At 66.5% G+C, this 16,232-nt stretch carries 14 protein-coding genes; 3 read left to right on the top strand and 11 right to left on the bottom strand.

What is annotated here, in order from left to right; all coding sequences use genetic code 11:
* Positions 1 to 17: 17 nt before the first annotated feature.
* From DQP56_RS03410 to DQP56_RS03420, 3 genes are all read right to left on the bottom strand, one after another.
* Entirely contained in the window at positions 18 to 1,439 is a 1,422-nt protein-coding gene (locus DQP56_RS03410; protein WP_112683582.1) for an aldehyde dehydrogenase family protein, read from the bottom strand.
* Between the two features lie 23 nt (positions 1,440 to 1,462).
* The gene (locus DQP56_RS03415) at positions 1,463 to 2,581 is read right to left on the bottom strand and encodes a zinc-binding dehydrogenase (protein WP_112683583.1); all 1,119 of its coding nucleotides are present in this window, start codon (positions 2,579 to 2,581) and stop codon (positions 1,463 to 1,465) included.
* A gap of 158 nt (positions 2,582 to 2,739) precedes the next feature.
* On the bottom strand, positions 2,740 to 4,323 hold the full coding sequence (locus DQP56_RS03420) for an acyl-CoA synthetase (RefSeq protein ID WP_165824887.1): 1,584 nt from the start codon (positions 4,321 to 4,323) through the stop codon (positions 2,740 to 2,742).
* Positions 4,324 to 4,442: 119 nt separating this feature from the next.
* On the opposite strand from DQP56_RS03420, the gene DQP56_RS03425 reads away from it, so the two are divergent.
* Both DQP56_RS03425 and DQP56_RS03430 read left to right on the top strand, forming a co-directional pair.
* Positions 4,443 to 6,362 (top strand): NAD(P)-binding domain-containing protein, encoded by a 1,920-nt coding sequence (locus DQP56_RS03425; RefSeq protein ID WP_083079863.1) that lies wholly within the window; start codon positions 4,443 to 4,445, stop codon positions 6,360 to 6,362.
* Positions 6,359 to 7,246 carry an SDR family NAD(P)-dependent oxidoreductase gene (locus DQP56_RS03430; protein WP_112683584.1) on the top strand — a complete coding sequence of 296 codons (888 nt, stop codon included), beginning with the start codon at positions 6,359 to 6,361 and terminating at the stop codon, positions 7,244 to 7,246. The genes DQP56_RS03425 and DQP56_RS03430 overlap by 4 nt, the downstream gene beginning before the upstream one ends.
* Positions 7,247 to 7,261: 15 nt before the next feature.
* Here DQP56_RS03430 and DQP56_RS24985 read toward each other — a convergent pair whose 3' ends face one another.
* Both DQP56_RS24985 and DQP56_RS24990 read right to left on the bottom strand, forming a co-directional pair.
* Positions 7,262 to 7,894, bottom strand: coding sequence for a Dabb family protein (locus DQP56_RS24985; protein WP_205868786.1), 633 nt, complete (start codon positions 7,892 to 7,894; stop codon positions 7,262 to 7,264).
* Positions 7,887 to 8,243, bottom strand: a complete 357-nt coding sequence (locus tag DQP56_RS24990; protein WP_205868787.1) for a hypothetical protein — start codon at positions 8,241 to 8,243, stop codon at positions 7,887 to 7,889. Before DQP56_RS24990 ends, DQP56_RS24985 begins: the two co-directional genes overlap by 8 nt.
* Before the next feature lie 102 nt (positions 8,244 to 8,345).
* On the opposite strand from DQP56_RS24990, the gene DQP56_RS03440 reads away from it, so the two are divergent.
* A complete protein-coding gene (locus DQP56_RS03440) occupies positions 8,346 to 9,578 on the top strand; it encodes an NADH:flavin oxidoreductase (protein WP_112683585.1) in 1,233 nt (410 codons plus the stop codon).
* Here the strand turns inward: DQP56_RS03440 and lipP1 are convergent.
* From lipP1 to DQP56_RS03470, 6 genes are all read right to left on the bottom strand, one after another.
* On the bottom strand, positions 9,568 to 10,515 hold the full coding sequence (gene lipP1 / locus DQP56_RS03445; RefSeq protein ID WP_083079868.1) for a LipP1 family hormone-sensitive lipase: 948 nt from the start codon (positions 10,513 to 10,515) through the stop codon (positions 9,568 to 9,570). The two genes, DQP56_RS03440 and lipP1, sit on opposite strands and share 11 nt — an antisense overlap.
* Positions 10,512 to 11,393 carry an IclR family transcriptional regulator gene (locus tag DQP56_RS03450; protein WP_112683586.1) on the bottom strand — a complete coding sequence of 294 codons (882 nt, stop codon included), beginning with the start codon at positions 11,391 to 11,393 and terminating at the stop codon, positions 10,512 to 10,514. The genes lipP1 and DQP56_RS03450 overlap by 4 nt, the downstream gene beginning before the upstream one ends.
* Positions 11,394 to 11,518: 125 nt before the next feature.
* Positions 11,519 to 12,979, bottom strand: coding sequence for an FAD-dependent oxidoreductase (locus tag DQP56_RS03455; RefSeq protein ID WP_112683587.1), 1,461 nt, complete (start codon positions 12,977 to 12,979; stop codon positions 11,519 to 11,521).
* Positions 12,976 to 13,884 carry a biphenyl-2,3-diol 1,2-dioxygenase gene (bphC, locus tag DQP56_RS03460; protein WP_112683588.1) on the bottom strand — a complete coding sequence of 303 codons (909 nt, stop codon included), beginning with the start codon at positions 13,882 to 13,884 and terminating at the stop codon, positions 12,976 to 12,978. Before bphC ends, DQP56_RS03455 begins: the two co-directional genes overlap by 4 nt.
* Before the next feature lie 13 nt (positions 13,885 to 13,897).
* Complete coding sequence (locus tag DQP56_RS03465; protein WP_083079875.1) at positions 13,898 to 15,079, bottom strand: acyl-CoA dehydrogenase family protein; 1,182 nt, start codon at positions 15,077 to 15,079, stop codon at positions 13,898 to 13,900.
* 71 nt (positions 15,080 to 15,150) lie between these two features.
* Positions 15,151 to 16,212 carry a ferredoxin--NADP reductase gene (locus DQP56_RS03470; RefSeq protein ID WP_112683589.1) on the bottom strand — a complete coding sequence of 354 codons (1,062 nt, stop codon included), beginning with the start codon at positions 16,210 to 16,212 and terminating at the stop codon, positions 15,151 to 15,153.
* Between the last annotated feature and the right edge of the window lie 20 nt (positions 16,213 to 16,232).

Here is a 16,232-nt window from a genome sequence, read left to right on the forward strand (position 1 = left end):
CGTGCCTGATACCGGTCCTACCGTAGTTGGAGCGACTTGATCTGCAGATACTCCTCGAACCCGAACCGTCCCAGTTCGCGCCCGATACCGGATTTCTTGTAGCCGCCGAACGGTGCCGCGGGGTTGTACTTGCCGCCGTTGATGTCGAGCTGGCCGGTCTGCACCTGGCGGGCGAAGGCGATCGCGGTGTCGTCGTCGCCGGCCCACACCGCACCGGACAGGCCGTACGGCGTGCCGTTGGCGATGGCCAGCGCCTCGTCGGTGTCCCGGAACGGGATCACGGCCAGCACCGGCCCGAACACCTCCTCCTGGCCCAGCTCGGAAGCCGGGTCGACATCGGCGAACACCGTAGGGGCGATGTAGTAGCCCACATCGCGGAGCTGCTGCCCGCCACCGGCCACCAGCCTGGCCCCCTGGTGCGGCGCCCGCTCGATGAACCCGAGCACACTCTGGTACTGCGCTTGGGAGGCCGACGGGCCGATGCGGGTCTCCGGATCCCACGGGTCGCCCACCGAATACCTGGCCACCGCCGCCTGCACCAGATCCAGTGCCTCGCTGTAGCGGGACAGCGGCACCAGCATCCGCGTCCAGGCCATGCACGTCTGACCGCCGTTGAGGAAGGCGTTTCCGACCCCGACTTTGATCGCGGTGGCCAGGTCCGCGCCGTCGAGAATGACGTTGGCCGACTTGCCGCCAAGCTCGAGGGCGACCTTCTTGACGGACTGCCCGGCCAGTTCGCCGACGCGGCTGCCGACACCGGTGGAGCCGGTGAAAGACACGAAGTCGACATCGGGATGCGCGGCCATGCGCTCACCGATCACCCGGCCGGGCCCGGACACCAGGTTCACCACACCGGGCGGCAGTCCGGCGGACTCGAGGGCATCGACGAATTCGAACACCGACAGCGGTGCGTCGTTGCTGGGTTTGAGCACGACGGTGCACCCGGCCGCGATGGCCGGCAGGACTTTGGCGACAACCTGGTACAGCGGGTAATTCCACGGCGTGATGGCGGCGACCACGCCGTACGGTTCACGCAGCACCAGCGAATTGCCGATCCGCTCCTCGAACTCGAACGTGGCGAGGGCATCGGCGAACCCATGTGCGACGGCAAGAGGGACCTGGGTCTGCACGCTTTGCGCGATGCGGATCGGAGCGCCCATCTCTTGGGTGATGGTCTCGGCGATGTCCGGCAACCGTTTCTCCATCGCGGTGATCACCGCGTCCAGCCGTGCGCGGCGTTCGTCGACGGTGATCAACGGGTCGAACGCGTGGCGTGCCGCGGCGACGGCGGCATCGACATCGGCTTCGGTACCGCTGGGCACCGAACCGCACACCTGCTCCGTCGCGGGATCGATCACCTCGATGGTGGCGGTTCCGGCGGGCTCGACCCACCGGCCGTCGATGAACAGCTGGCTGCGGGCGTAGTCGTGGTTGCTCATGGTCGCCTTCCGGTCGAGAGGATTCACGGCACGATGCTGGCCCGGACGTCACGTTTGCCGTCCGCGGCCGCAAAGGCCTCGTTGATGTCATCGAGTGGGTAGCAGGCGGCCGTGAGCAGCTCGAAGGGCAGCTTGTGCTGGTAGTCCGCCAGGAAGTCCAGGGCCCGGGACAGGACGGCCGGATCGTAGAGCGAGACGCCGATCATGGTCTTGTTACCGAACACGAACCGCGACGGGTCGAACTCGAAGGTCTTGCCGATGTTGATATTCCCGATCTCCACGTAGCGGCCGAACTGACCGAGCAGCTTGAGCCCCTCATCGATTGCGGAAGGATGGCCGACCACCTCGACCACCACATCGGCGCCTTGGCCGTCGGTGAGCGTTCGGACGATCTTGGCCCGTTCCTTGTCCGTGGCGGCCTCGGTGATGTCGATGACGGCGTCGGCGCCGAACGCTTCGGCCAACTTGAGACGTTCCGGGATTCCGTCGATGGCGATGACTCTGGCAGCACCGCGCGCCTTGGCCACCGCGACGGCGTACAGGCCGAGAGCGCCCGCGCCCTGGACCACGACGTATTCGCCGAGTTGCTGGTCGACCCGCTCGAGGCCGTACATCACCTGCGACAGAGCGCAATTAGCTCCGGCGGCGATCTCGTCCGGCACCGAGTCCGGCACGGTGTAGACGACCGCACCAGCCGGTAGGAGGAAGTAGTCGCCGTAGCCGCCGACAAAGTACGGCGGCTCATCGGCACGGCCGAGCATCGCCATCTTCAGGTTGAGGCAGGCGTTGCGGCGTCCGGCCAGGCAGTTGCGGCAGGTATGGCAGCAGAAGAAGTAGGGGAACACCACCCGAGAACCCACGGCCAGCGGTTTGCCGTTGGCGTCGGCGGCTACGCCGGCGCCGAGCTCTGCGACCGAGCCCACCATCTCGTGGCCCAGCACGGTGGGGAGCTGCCCGCCGAGGCCACGGGTGGCGAACGTTCCGTGCCAGGCGTGCACATCTGAACCACAGATGTTGGCGCGCGTCACCCGGATCAGGATCTCGCCTGAGCCGACCTCCGGGACCGGGACGGTATCGATCTGGAACGGCCTGCCCGGCTCGTCGAAACGGGCGATACGGCCATGGCGCGGTCGAGTACTCACAATCGGATTCCTCTCGGTCAAAACCGGATTCGATGCGGCGCGGTTGTCGCCGGTACGTCCGACGGCGGGACTTGTGGGGCGCGCAGCGACGTCCTCGCGGCACCGTATTCGGCCACCGAGCCGGGTGGCTGCGGCGTTCCCGCCCAGCGGTCAACCTGCTACGTCACCGCTTGCTGCTCGAGGCTGAACCGGTCCCGCAACTCGCGTTTGAGCAGTTTGCCGCTCGGATTCTTGGGCAACGACTCGACGAAGAACACCCGTTTGGGTGTCTTGAACCCGGCCAGATGCGCCCGGCAGTGGGTGAGGACATCACCTTCGGTGATCTCTATGCCGTCGCGGACCACCACTGCGGCACCGACTGCCTCCACCCATACCGGGTGGGGCAGGCCGAACACCGCGGCTTCCTCGATGCCGGCGTGCCGGTAGAGCACTTCTTCGACCTCGCGGCTGGCGACGTTCTCGCCGCCGGTTTTGATCATGTCCTTTTTGCGATCCACCACGTGCAGCAGGCCGTGGGTGTCGTAGTAGCCCAGATCGCCGGAATGAAACCAGCCGCCCCGGAAGGCTTCCGCCGTCTTGGCCTCATCGTCGAGGTACCCGAGCATCAGATGTGGGCTGCGGTGGGCGATCTCACCCACCACGCCGGCGCCGACCGGGGTGTCGTCCTCGTCGAGAATCACGGTCTCCACGTTGATCACCGGCCGTCCCGCCGCACCGGGGTGAGCGTCCTGTTCGTCCGGTCCGAGGGCCGAGGCGAGCGGCGCCATCTCGGTCTGGCCGTAGAAGTTCCACAACCGCAGACCGGGCAGCCGATCGCGGATTTCGGCCAGGATCTCAACCGGCATGGCCGATGCGCCGTAGTAGCCCTTGCGCAGTGTGGACAGATCCACCTGGTCGAACAACGGTGAGCGCAGCAGCGAAATCCACACCGTGGGCGGCGCGAAATAACTCGTGACACCGTACTTTTCAATGGCGCGCAGCACAGCCTCGGGTTCGGGACGCGGGAGGATGATGCTGGTGGCGCCGAGGTAGATATCGGTGATGAGGAAGTTGTCGAGTTGCGCGCAGTGATAGAGCGGCAAGGAGTGGATCTCGATATCGGTGCTCTCCATCGACCCGGCGATGATCGAGCTGATGTAGTTGCCCATCAGGCTTCGGGTGGAATGCATCGCGCCCTTCGGCCGCGACTCGGTCCCGCTGGTGTACATCAGCCGGATCAGTTGATCGTCGGCGACATACGGCTGCGGAGCCTTTGAGGTGGTCTGCAGCCACTGCGCGAAGTCACTCCAACCCGACGGCAGGGTCTGGCCGGGGGGGACCAAGGCCGCGGTGGTACGCACAGACCGACTGCCTTGCATCGCGGTCTGGGCCGTAGCAGCAAGATCGGCCTCGACGATGAATCCGCTGACCCCGCTGTGCTCGAGGATGAACGCGATCTCCTCGGCGGTCAGCATGAAGTTGATCGGAACGAGCACCACCGCGGCCCGGGCGGTGGCGAAGGCCAGAACCGCGTACTGCCAGCAGTTGCGCGCCAGTACCGCGACACGGTCACCGGGACCGAATCCACGGTCCTGCAACGCAGCTGCGGCGCGGTCGACAAGCTGCTCGAACTCGGCGAAGGTCAGCGACACCTCGCCGTCGATGAGCGCGATCTTGTCCGGGTGCTTGCGGGCCGGGCGCCGCGGGATGTCGCCGAGCGCGTGGCTACGGGCCGCTGCGAGCACGGCATCCAGCTCCTTCATGCCCCGGACTGTAGGCCCAACGGCCAATCCACACTCAAACAGCGTCCCGCTGAGTAGACACGAGCCGGGCACTTGGCCGCCGCCGATCGGATACTTGTCGTCACTACCAAGGAGGTTCGATGACGACCGACGTGCCGGTGACGGCCGACCGCACGGGCCTGGATCCCGAGGAGCTGCGGGCCAATCTGCGTCAGGCCGACGCCGGCGTCCTGGTCGCTGTACTGGCGCAGCTGACCGGCGACCCTGCCGTCGTCGATCGGTTCGCGGACAAGATCTTCTTCGAGCCCGACCCGCCGGAGCAGGTTGGCCTCACCGATCCAGAAACCCGTGAACGGCTGGTGGACGCGGTGGCGGCCGCGCTCGGCGCACCGCGTCCACAGGCAGCGCCGCCGGTCGACGATCCCGGTCTGTTCGCCCGCATCGCCCCGCTTGCGCTCGGCACCCCGGTGGCCGAAGAGTACATCGGCCTGCTGCTCGAGCAGGGCGGGTTTCAGCCGTCACAGCCGGTGTTGCCGCGGACCGCCTCCCTGCCGAGCGGGTTCAAGGTGGTCATCATCGGCGCCGGTATCGCCGGGATGGCAGCGGCGCTGGAATGTTCCGCCGCCGGCATCGACTACGAGATCATCGACCGCAACGATGAGGTGGGTGGCACCTGGTACACCACCGTGTATCCGGGCATCGGTGTCGACACCCCGTCCGCCTATTACTCGCTGTCGCGCGATATCAACGGCGACTGGTCGAGTTATTACCCGCAAGGCGCCGAATATCAGAAGTATCTGGAGTCGGTGGCCGACAAGAACAATCTGCGCGACCATACCCGGTTCTGCACCGAGGTCGAAGCCCTGTGGTGGGATGAAGACCGCCTGCAGTGGCAGATCCACGCCGTGGACGCCAACGGCACCCGCGATCTCAGCTACGCCAACGTCGTCATCCCGGCTGCCGGCTACCTCAATCGCCCCCGGAGGCCGGACTTTCCCGGGCAGGACACCTTCGCCGGGGTGAGCATCCACTCCGCTGAGTGGGATCGCGCCCTCGACCTGCGCGGCAAGAAGGTGGCGATCATCGGGGCCGGCTGTACCGCGGTCCAGATCGTGGACGCGTGTGTGGGCGACGTCGAGCATTTGACGGTGTTCCAGCGCCAGCCGCACTGGGTGGCGCCGCGCAAACGTTTGACCGACGATGTGCCCGAGCACCGCCGCTGGCTCAACACCCACATCCCGTTCTACGCCAATTGGAACCGGCTCAAGTCGTTCTGGGGCACCGCGGACAACAACTATCCGGTCATTGTGCGAGACCCGGAATGGGCTGCCGAGCACCTGTCGATCTCGCCGACCAACGACGTGCTGCTGCAGATGTGCCTGGATTACATCGACCGGGTGTTCGGGGCGGACTCTGAGCTGGCGAAGAAGGTCACCCCCGACTTCGCGCCGTACGGCAAGCGGATCATCCGAGACCCCGGCGGCTATTACGCGGCGCTGACCGAGCCCCACGTCGATGTCGAAGCCAGCGAACCCGCGCGGGTCAACGAGCATGGCATCGTCACGCAGGACGGTCGGCAGATCGACCTGGACGTCATCGTCTACGCCACCGGTTACTACCTGGATTTCTTGTCCACCGTGGATATCCGGGGCCGCGACGGACTCAAGCTCAGCGAGGTCTGGGGGGACAGCCCGAGCGCATACCGGGGCGGCATGGTGCCCGGATTCCCCAACCTGTTCATCTCCTCGGCGCCCAACTACAGCCCGGGCCATGGCGCCGGGCACAACTTCGGCGTCGAGGTGATGGTGCACTACGTGATGGAATGCCTGCAATTGATGGCGCTGCGCGATGCGTCGACCATCGAAGTCACGCCGGAGGCGTTCGAAGGTTACGTCCGCCAGATCGACGACGCGATGGAGCAAACCGTGTGGTGCCACACCCCCACCGCACACACCTACTATCGCTCCGGCGGCCGTATCGTCACCGCGTTTCCGTTTCGGCTGATCGACGTGTGGCGCAGTCACCGGGCCCCGGTCGAAGAGGATCTCAATCTCCGGTGAGCGGATTACTCAGCGGCAGAACCGCATTGGTGACCGGCAGCAGCCGCGGTATCGGCCGGGCGATTGCGCAGCGGTTGGCTGCCGAGGGCGCGACCGTGGCCGTCACGGCGCGTTCGCACCGGCCGTCGCCGTCGGTGCGCGCCGGGCGGACGACGGCGCTGCCCGGCACCATCGCCGAGACCATCGGTTTGATCGAGGCCGCCGGCGGTTCGGCCTTCGGTATTGTCGCCGATCTAGAAGATGCCGGGCAGCGGGCCGAGCTGGTCGACCAGGTGGTCGAGCGCACCGGGCGGCTCGACATCCTGGTGAACAACGCCGGATATGCCGATTACTCGATCGTCGAGAAGATGTCGATGGAAACCTTCGACCGCACCGTAGAACACTATGTACGTACACCTTTTGTGCTTATGCAGCAGGCGATTCCACACATGCGCCGACAAGGCGCGGGATGGATCGTGAACATCGGATCGGTCACCGGGCTGGCACCGGCACGGCCCTACCGTGAGTACAACAAGTCATCCGGGGACGTGGTCTACGCATCGATGAAGGCGGCGCTGCACCGACTCACCCTGGGAGTCGCGGCTGAACTGCTGGATTCCAACATCGCCGTGAACGTCGTGGGTCCCTCCAGCGCGGTACGCACACCCGGCGCGGACAGCCTGATACCCCAGGAGTTTCCGACCGAACCGGTGGAGTACCTCGCCGAGACCGTGCTGGCGATGTGTCACCTTCCGGCCGCCGAGCGCACCGGCCTGGTGGCCTTCAGCCTGCACTACCCGTGGTCACAGCAGCTGGCGGTGCACAGCCTCGACGGCACCGCCACGCTTCCACCCCTCCAGCCGCCGAAGGCCGCCAATCCGAACATTCTGCCCGCCGGACTCTGACGGGCCGGGCGCTCTTCAGCGGGACGGATGCAAGACGGGGCGCTCCAACGTGCAGAAGCTGTGGCAGATCCGGTCACGAACGATCACGTCGGTGCTCTCGGGATCGAACCATCGATCCACCACCGCAAAGTGGATCGGGTGCATCAGGTACGGGCCCATCAGTCCGTCGACGTCGGTGAACTCCTGCTCGAAGACGTGCGTCCACGCCGTGGCACCCACCGGTTCGAGCACCCGGCTGAGCTGCCATGCGCGAATCGTGGTGACGTAGCGCGCCATTGACCTCAGCTCTGCTTCGAAACGTGCCGCGGTGTCCGGCCCCGTGTCGGGGTGCACCCGCAGCAGCAGTGTTCGATACACGGTTCCCGGGCTGCCCCCGCAGGTGGCGTCTCCCTGGTAGGTCGCTCCGTTGATCCGGGTGATCGCCGGATCGGCCAGTGTTCGGCTGAATCGTGGCTCGGCGATCCGCCAGTGTTCCTCTTCGGCGAAGCGCAGGTGCACCAGCACGTCCCCGCCGTTACGCGATCCGGGTTCGGTCGGTTGGACCGTCCAGCGCAGAGCCGCACTGTCGGCTGCCGCCGCGCGCACGGCCGCAAGCACCCGCTCGTGATCCTGTGCCTCGACATCCAGGAGCCGGGTGACGTTAAACATCGGTCCCCTCCATAGCGCACAGTGCGTCGACATCGCCGGCGGCCGCTGCGACCGAGCGGGTCCGCTCCACCACCAACTCCTCGATCGACGACCACCATTGCCCCAAGGTGGGATCCGCCCGACCCCGCCAGGTCATCTGCCACCAGGCCAGCGGACTGCGCAGCGACCAGGTGATCGTGACCGTATTCGGCTGATCAACAAACCAGATCGGCGGACTGACCAGAACGTCGCGCAGCGTCATGCCGCGCTCGGTCGCGCCGGGCGCATATTCGGTGAGATAGCGGTCGACGAATCGGCGGGCCTGGCCCGGTTTGGTCAGTACCCGGTCGATGACGAACACCTCGGCCATGCCGGCCAGGCTAAGGTCCGGCCGGTGTCGTGCGCGGTTGCAGTCCCGGACATCGGGAGACCACCGTTGACGGACACATCTTCAGGGGGCGACTGTTGCCTCATGGCAGATCTCAACCCGAATCCGTTCGCTCCGGCCGAGCTGGGTCCGGTGCGACTGCGTAACCGGGTCATCAAGGCCGCGACGTCCGAGGGCCGTTCACCCGACGGGTTGGTGACAGACGACCTGATCGACTTTCACCTCCGGTTCGCCGAGGGCGGCGTCGGGATGACCACGGTGGCTTACTGCTGCGTGTCCCCACAAGGCGCGAGCGCACCCGGGCAGATCGTCATGGATTCGCGGGCCCTGCCGGGACTGCAGAAGCTGACCGCCGCGGTGCACGGCGCGGGTGCGGCCATTTCGGCGCAACTCGGCCACGCCGGTGTGGTGGCGCAGAAGAAGCTGACCGGCGTGACAGCGGTCGCGCCGAGCCGCTTTGTCAATCCCACCTCGCTCGCGTATTGCCGTGAGATCCGCCGTGATGAGATCCGGGTCGTCATAGATCAATTCGCGGCCGCGGCGCAGGTGGCCGTCGACTCCGGATTCGATGCGGTTGAGCTGCACTTCGGGCATCTGTACTTGCCGAGCTCCTTCTTGAGCCCATTGATCAACCGTCGCAAGGACGAGTACGGCGGAGACATCGACGGGCGATCGCGGTTGGTGCGGGAGATCGCAGAGCGAGTCCGCGATGTCGTGCAAGGGCAGATCGCGGTGATCGCGAAACTCGACATGGATGACGGGCTGCCGGGCAGCATCTGGATCGACGAGGCGCTGCGTACCGCCCAGCTGCTCGACACCGACGCGACCCTGGATGCCATCGAATTAACCCAGGGCTCGTCGGTCTTCAAACCCATGTACCTGTTCCGGGGTGACGTGCCGGTACGCGAGTTCGCCCGGGTGATGCCGCCGGCGATGCGCCCCGGGGTCCGCATCATGGGGAAATGGGCGATGGGTGCCTATCCGTACCAGGACCTCTACATGCTCTCGGCGGCGCGCCAGTTTGTTCCGGTGATGCGTAACACCAAGCTGATCCTGCTCGGCGGTATCACCAACCGGCAGCACCTGGAAACCGGTATGCGGGAAGGATTCGACTTCATGGCCATGGGCCGGGCGCTGCTGCGCGAGCCGGATCTGGTCGCCAGGATGAGCGAAGACGCCGGGGTGCGCAGTCGCTGCACCCACTGCAACAAGTGCATGGTCACGGTCTTCGCGCGAACGCACTGCGTCCTCGACCCCGACCAGCGTTACGGAGCCGCCACGCCCGTTTCCTCGACGGCGCAGACGGTCACTTTTTGACGGGCCGGGGCACGAGACCAGTGAGGTACGCACACGCCTGTTTACGTGCCCGCTCGCAGATGTCGAGGCTGGGCATCGTCATAAATCCGTGGACGGCACCCTCAAAGTAGCGCTGCACCGTGGGCACACCCGCACTCCGTAGCGCCTCGATGTAGGCGAGCCCCTCATCGCGCAACGGGTCATGACCGGCGATCACCGCGACCGTCGGTGGCAGTCCGGAGTGATCCGCGGCATGCAAGGGCGACGCATAAGGGTTGGTGCGGTCGGCAGCCTCGGGCACGTACTGATCCCAATACCACCGCAGCGCCGGCAGCGGGTTGTAGTAGCCACGGCCGAACTGGCGGTAGGACTGCGTATCGAAGTCGGCCGCGATAACCGGATACAACAGCAGCTGCGCGGCCAAACTCGGCCCCATCCGGTCCCGCGCCATCAATGCAGTGACGGCGGCAAGGTTACCGCCGGCGCTGTCGCCGCCGACGAGCAGAAGGTCCGGGTCACCTCCGAGTTCGGCGATGTGGTCCGCCGCCCAGCTGGTGACAGCGTAGGTGTCCTCCGCGGCAGCAGGCCAGCGCCCCTCCTCTGACGCGCGCCGGTAGTGCACTGAGACGACAACGGCGGGAAGACGATTCGCGAAATCGCGGCACAGGCCGTCGTGACTGTCCAGATCACAGAACACCCAGCCGCCGCCGTGCGCGTAGACCAGGGTGGGGACCGGCGTCTCATCGGCCGAGCGGGGACGGTAGATGCGGACCTGCACCGGTCCATCGGGGCCGGCGATTGTGCGGTCGTGCACCTGGGCCACGGGTTCGGGGTTCGCTGCGGGTGTGAAACGGGCGCGGATGGCGGCCCGGGCTTCGTCGCCCGTCATGGTGTGGACCGGTGGGAATCCGGCGTCCAGCACCTCGATGATGGCCGCGATCTGCGGATCCAGAATCATGCGAGCTGCAGGCTCGCGTTGTGAACCGCTGGGCGCGCGGTCGGACCTCCGCGTAGCGGCCGCATCGGCTGCAGCGTCGGCGCAACGCGGATGGGTCCGCAGTCCACGGCCCGCCAGATGCCCATCGCGGCGATCCGCACCGGGGCGACCAGACGTTGGTCGAACATCATCCGGTTCATCGGACCACAGACGGAAATCGCTGCGACCGCTTCGCCCGGCTCGCCTATCGGTGCGGCAACGCAACCGAAGCCGGGCAGCGACTCCTCTCGGTCGAAGGCAATGCCGCGAGAGCGTACTTTCAGCAGTTCGTTACGCAGCTGAGCATGGGTGGAGATCGAGTACTTGGTCGGTCGCGGGAGCAGATCGCCGTCCAGCGCGTCCAACCCGTCCCCGTCGGCGAATGCCAACATCGCCTTGCCCAAGGCCGTACAGTGCGCCAACTGGCGACCGCCGACCCGGGAGGGCAGCGCCGCCGCCATCCGGTTACCGACCTTCTCCATGTACACGACATCGGGCCCGTCCAGGACGGCGAGGTGGACCACCAGGCCGGTCACCGCGTGCAGCTCGTGCAGCTTGGGGATGGCCGCTTTGTGCAAGCGATCCTGGTGCACGGCCAGCGAACCGAGTTCGACCAGCCGCATCCCCAGCTCGTAGTCGCGTCCACTGCGGCGTAGCCAGCGCAGCTGAACAAGGCGCTCGAGCATCCGGTGCGCAGACGAACGCGGCAGGCCGGTCCGTCGCACGATCTGGGCCAATGTCAGGCGCCCGGGCCCGTCGAACGCGTCGAGCACCAGGGAGACCCGGTCGATGACGGCGCTGGGGGTTTCGGTTGCGGCCTTCTTGGGAGCGGTTGCGGGCAACGTGGCGGCGGGGGCCATCGAGTTCTCCTCCGTATTATTAATAGACATATGCCTAATGGGCATATGTCTATCACATGTGTGTGCCTGCTGTCACACCCATCGCCGGATTCGAATTGCGGCACAGCCGCGGCATGCACGCCTGATCAGGCTTGTGCGGCGCTGCGTCCCGCCCGCCGGCCATAGAAGCTGCCGTCGCCCAGCGAGATTCCGCTGGCATAGCCCCACGCGGCGAGCCCGGCGGCCGAACGTCCCGCCGCGAAGAGCCCGGGGATCGGCGCGCCGCTCACGTGCAGCACCTCGGCGTCGAGCGTGGTGGCCAGACCGCCAAGGGTGAACCCGCCGGTGCATTCGCGAAGGTCGATGGCCCCAATCGGCGAGCCGATGGGCTTGAGCCACTGCGCCTTCTTGTGCAGTAACGGATCGATCCCGCGGGCCGCCCCCTCGTTGTAGGCGGCGACCGTGGCCTGCAGCGCGCCGGGGGCCATGCCCAGCTCGGATTCCAGATCGGCAACGGTGTCAGCCACCCAGGTGGGTGGCCGCATCATGAGCTTCGGCGAAACCGAGGCCATCGCTGCTTCCTGGGCGGCGTCGTCGAGGATTAGGTAGGCGATGTTGTCCTGGTGGTAGAGCGTCAGCTGGCCGATCCGGCCTGGATAGGTGTCCTCGGCCACGTAGCGCTGGCCCCGGCCGTTGACGATGATGCCGCGCACGAGTTGCTGCGGGTCGATGAAGATCGCGACCTCGGTGGCATCCATGTGGGCGAGGTCGGCGCCGAGCGCCTGGGCCATCCGGATCGACTGACCATCGTGTTGCTCCACCGAAGCCGCGGGCCGGCCCGCGATGCGGGGAGCGAACTGCGTCACCATGGCCTCGTTGTAGGCGAAGCTTCCCGTCGCCAGCACCACCCCGCGGCGAGCACGAAGTGCGATCTCGGTGCCGTACTGGCGCGCGATGACGCCGACGACCCGGCCGTCGGACTCGACGACGAGTCGCTGCGCGCGAATGTCGTAGAGCGCCCGGGCGCCCGCGGCCAGGGCCGTGTCGACGAGCGGCTTCATCAGCATGTAGCCGGCACTGGCCTCGCCCTGCTTCTTGTCGGCCATCTGCGGGATGTGCCCGCGCGGCGCCGGGGCGGCGATCGTGTTGAAGGGGTGCGAATTCTCTCCGCCGGAGTACATCAACCCTTGATCGCCCAGCGGCTCCCAGCCTGGCTCGTCGAAGAACTCGGCCTTGAACGGGACTCCGCAGCCGACCAGCCAATCGAAGTGAGCGACGCTGCCCGCGCAGTAGTCGGCGATGCGGCTCTCGTCTGCACCCGGTCCCATCGCAGCGTTGAGAAACGCCGCCATGTTCTCGACCGAATCCTCAAAGCCGCACGCCGCCTGCAACGGCGTCCCGCCGCCGAGATAGATGAATCCGCCGGCCATCGCCGCTGCCCCGCCCCATGAGCCGGTGCGCTCAAGCACCAGGACATCGGCGCCGGCGCGGGCGGCCTCTACGGCGGCAGCGGCTCCGGCCACCCCGAACCCGGCGATGACGACATCGGTCTCGTGGTCCCAGCCGCGGATATCTGTTGCGGCAACCGGGGAGACGTCAGCGGTCACGGCCGCATCGCCGCCGGCAGGTCATCAACCCACTGGTGGCCCCAATAGCTGTCGGCGGTGATCTCTTCAGCGGTGTAATGGCTTTCATCGACCCGCATGCCCTGGGTGCCGAACTCGACGTCCCAGTCGCCGGGGGCGCGAACATAGAAGGACACCATCTTGTCGTTGGTGTGCCGGCCCAGTGTCGACGACAGCTGGAAGCCGTCCTTGTTGACCCGGTCGAGAGCCTGGCCGACGGCGTCGAGCGTGTCGACCTCGACCATGAGATGGATCAGCCCGGGGTCGCGCAGTGTGGCTGCCGGGCACAGCGCGAGGCTGTGATGTCGCTGGTTGATGCCGAGGAACCGTACGCGTATCGGCCCGAACTCGGCCGGAGCGGGAATCCGGAATGCGCCGCGTGACTTGAACCCCAGTGTCTCGGTGTAGAACTCGAATAGGACGTTGACGTCTAGCGCCGGTAACACCACGTGGCCGAGGCCCTGGTCGCCTGTCACGAACCTCGCGCCGAACGGGGTGATTACGGGACTGTGATCGAGCACCGGGCCATGGAACACCTCGAGGTGGGTGCCGGCGGGGTCATCGAACGCGATGGCCTCTTCCACGCGGCGAGCATCGGCTTCGAGTAGCGACAGTTCCCGGTAGATGATGCCGGCCGCTTCGAGGGAGCGTCGGACTTCGGTGAGGCCGGCGTGGTCCCGCACCTCCCAGCCGACCGTGTCGATCTTGTCGGTCTCACCCGGCGTGACGATGATACGTGCGGCACGTTCGTCCATCCGCAGGTACAGCGAGTCGGGATCGGGCCCACTGCCCTGGGCGAAACCCAGGACCCCGAACGCGAAGTGCCGCCATCGATCGATGTCACTGGTCTGCACGGACACATATCCAAGGCTCTTGATCGGGCTCATGGAGCAAACCTCGCTAGATCATCGCCCGCAGCGGACCCTGCGGGTCCACACCGAGTGAACTCAACGCCGATGCGTGATACACCGTCCCAGGCACGTGGATGGCGTGCGCCTGCCCGACGTGGACATCGCGCCAATAGCGTTGCAGTGGCTTGTCCATCCTGGCCGCGTTGCCGCCGCAGCGTGCGAAGACCTCATCCACGGCGGAGACCGCGCGCCACACCGCACGCACCTGCGTCCGCCGGCCGGCCGCCCGGTCCTCGAACGAGACCTCTTTGCCGGCGGCGACCATGTCGTAGATCCGGTCGGCGTTGACGAGCAGCTCCTGGCGGGCGGCGTTGATGTCGGCGGCGGCCTCGCCGATCGCATACATGACGTACGGGTCATCCTTGATCGCCACGCCGCTGGAGTTGACGCGCTCGCGCTGGTAATCGAGCGCGGCGGCGAGTGCCCCTTCGGCAATACCGATGGTGGCGGCGGAGATGCCCAGCGGGAACATTGTCGACCAGGGCATCAGATAGAGCGGCTCGGTCATCCCGGCCTCGCGCTGCGCGGTGCCGTCCATGACCTTCATTCCGTCCATCGTTCGGTAGGCCGGCACGAACGCGTCGGCAACGATGACGTCCTTGGACCCGGTTCCGCGCAGGCCCACCACATCCCAGGAGTCCTCGACGATCTCGTAGTCCTTGCGGGGCAGGATCATGTGCAGCATCTGCGGGGGCATCAGCGGTTTGCCGTCGCCGTCGCCGATCATCGCGCCGAGGATGATCCAGTCACAGTGATCGGTGCCGGAGCTGAACTGCCAACGGCCGTTGAAGAGGTAGCCGCCGTCGACCGGTGTGGCGACCCCCTGGGGCGCATACGGCGACGCTACCCAGGTGTCGACATCGTCGGCCCAGATCTCGGCGCCTACTCGGGGGTCGGCGTAGGCCAACTGGTAGGGGTGGACCCCGACCACGCCGTTGATCCAGCCCGCCGAGGGATCCAGCGCGGCGGTCGCCATCACCGTCTCAGCGAATTCACGCGGGTGAACCTCGAGTCCGCCAAAGTGTTTCGGCTGCAAGAGCCGGATGTTGCCGAGTTGCTTCATAGTCTTGACCGTGTCATCGGTCAGCTTGCCGATCTTCTCGGCTTCCGTGGCCTGATCGCGGAGCTGCTCGGAGAGCTCGGCGAGACTGTCGATCACCCGTTTAGTCATGGCAACGATGGTGGCCGCGGGGAGCGGTCAAATGCGCGCGCGATCCCGGTGAGCGGGATCGCGAGCCTCGATCAGAACTCGATCTTCAGCGTGTCAGTCCGGGGGTGTGCTTGGCACGCCAAGAACAGCCCCTCGGCGATGTCCTGCTCCTCGAGGATGGCGGCGTTACCCAGGTCAACTTCGCCGTCGACCATCGTTGCGGCGCAGGATCCGCAGTTGCCCTCCCGACAGGAAAAGGGGACGTCGAGTCCGGCGGCGAGCATGACGTCGACCAGATTGCGTCCTTTGGGCCAGCGCAGGTGGTGAACCTCTCCGTCGAGGACGATCTGGGCCTCGGCGACCTCGCCCCCGTCGTCGATGTCTTGGCTGACTACCTCGGCGAACGGATCGCCGGTCAGTGACGCGAAGACCTCCAGGTGGATGTTCTCCCGGGGAACGCCGACCTCGGTGAGCGCTTCGCTGACCACTGCCATGAACGCCCCCGGGCCGCAGATGAACGAGTGGTAGCCGGTGAACATGGAGGCGAACCCGGCCAGCTGAGCGCGCGTCGGTAGGCCCTGGATCGACTCCAGCCAGTGCAGAACAGTGAATCGCCCGGCGTAACGGGCCGCCAGTTCGCGCAGCTCGGCGGCGAAGATGACGGAACGTTCGTCGCGGTTGGCGTAGCACAGGACCACCCGGCCGTTCCCCGCGGCGAGCACCGATTTGAGGATCGACATCACCGGTGTGACCCCGCTGCCCGCGGCCCACAGTAGAAAGTCGGCGTTCAGATCGTGCGGCGTGAACAGGCCGGCCGGAGGCAACACCGCTATCTTGTCTCCGGCGGAAGCGTTGTCGCACAGCCAGTTCGAACCGTACCCGCCGGTCGTACGTTTGATCGTGACCTTGGGAGCGTCGTCGGTGTGGGGAGAGCTCGCCAGCGAGTAGCAGCGCGCCACCGACCCGGTCACGTCGCTGGGAATGCGCAGCGTCAGGAACTGGCCAGGGCGATACCCGAACCGCGTCCGGTGTTCGTCGGGGACGGAAAACACAAGGGACTTCGTGTCGTGGTTCTCCTCGATGACCTCGGTGATCGTCAGTACCACGGTGCGGGGGGCGGCTTCGGATCGGTTGCCGCATTCTGCGTCGATCATGGGTGACATCTTGAGCAGGA

This window comes from Mycolicibacter senuensis (genome assembly GCF_003284925.1).
In the GTDB taxonomy this organism is placed as follows: Bacteria; Actinomycetota; Actinomycetes; order Mycobacteriales; family Mycobacteriaceae; genus Mycobacterium; species Mycobacterium algericum_A.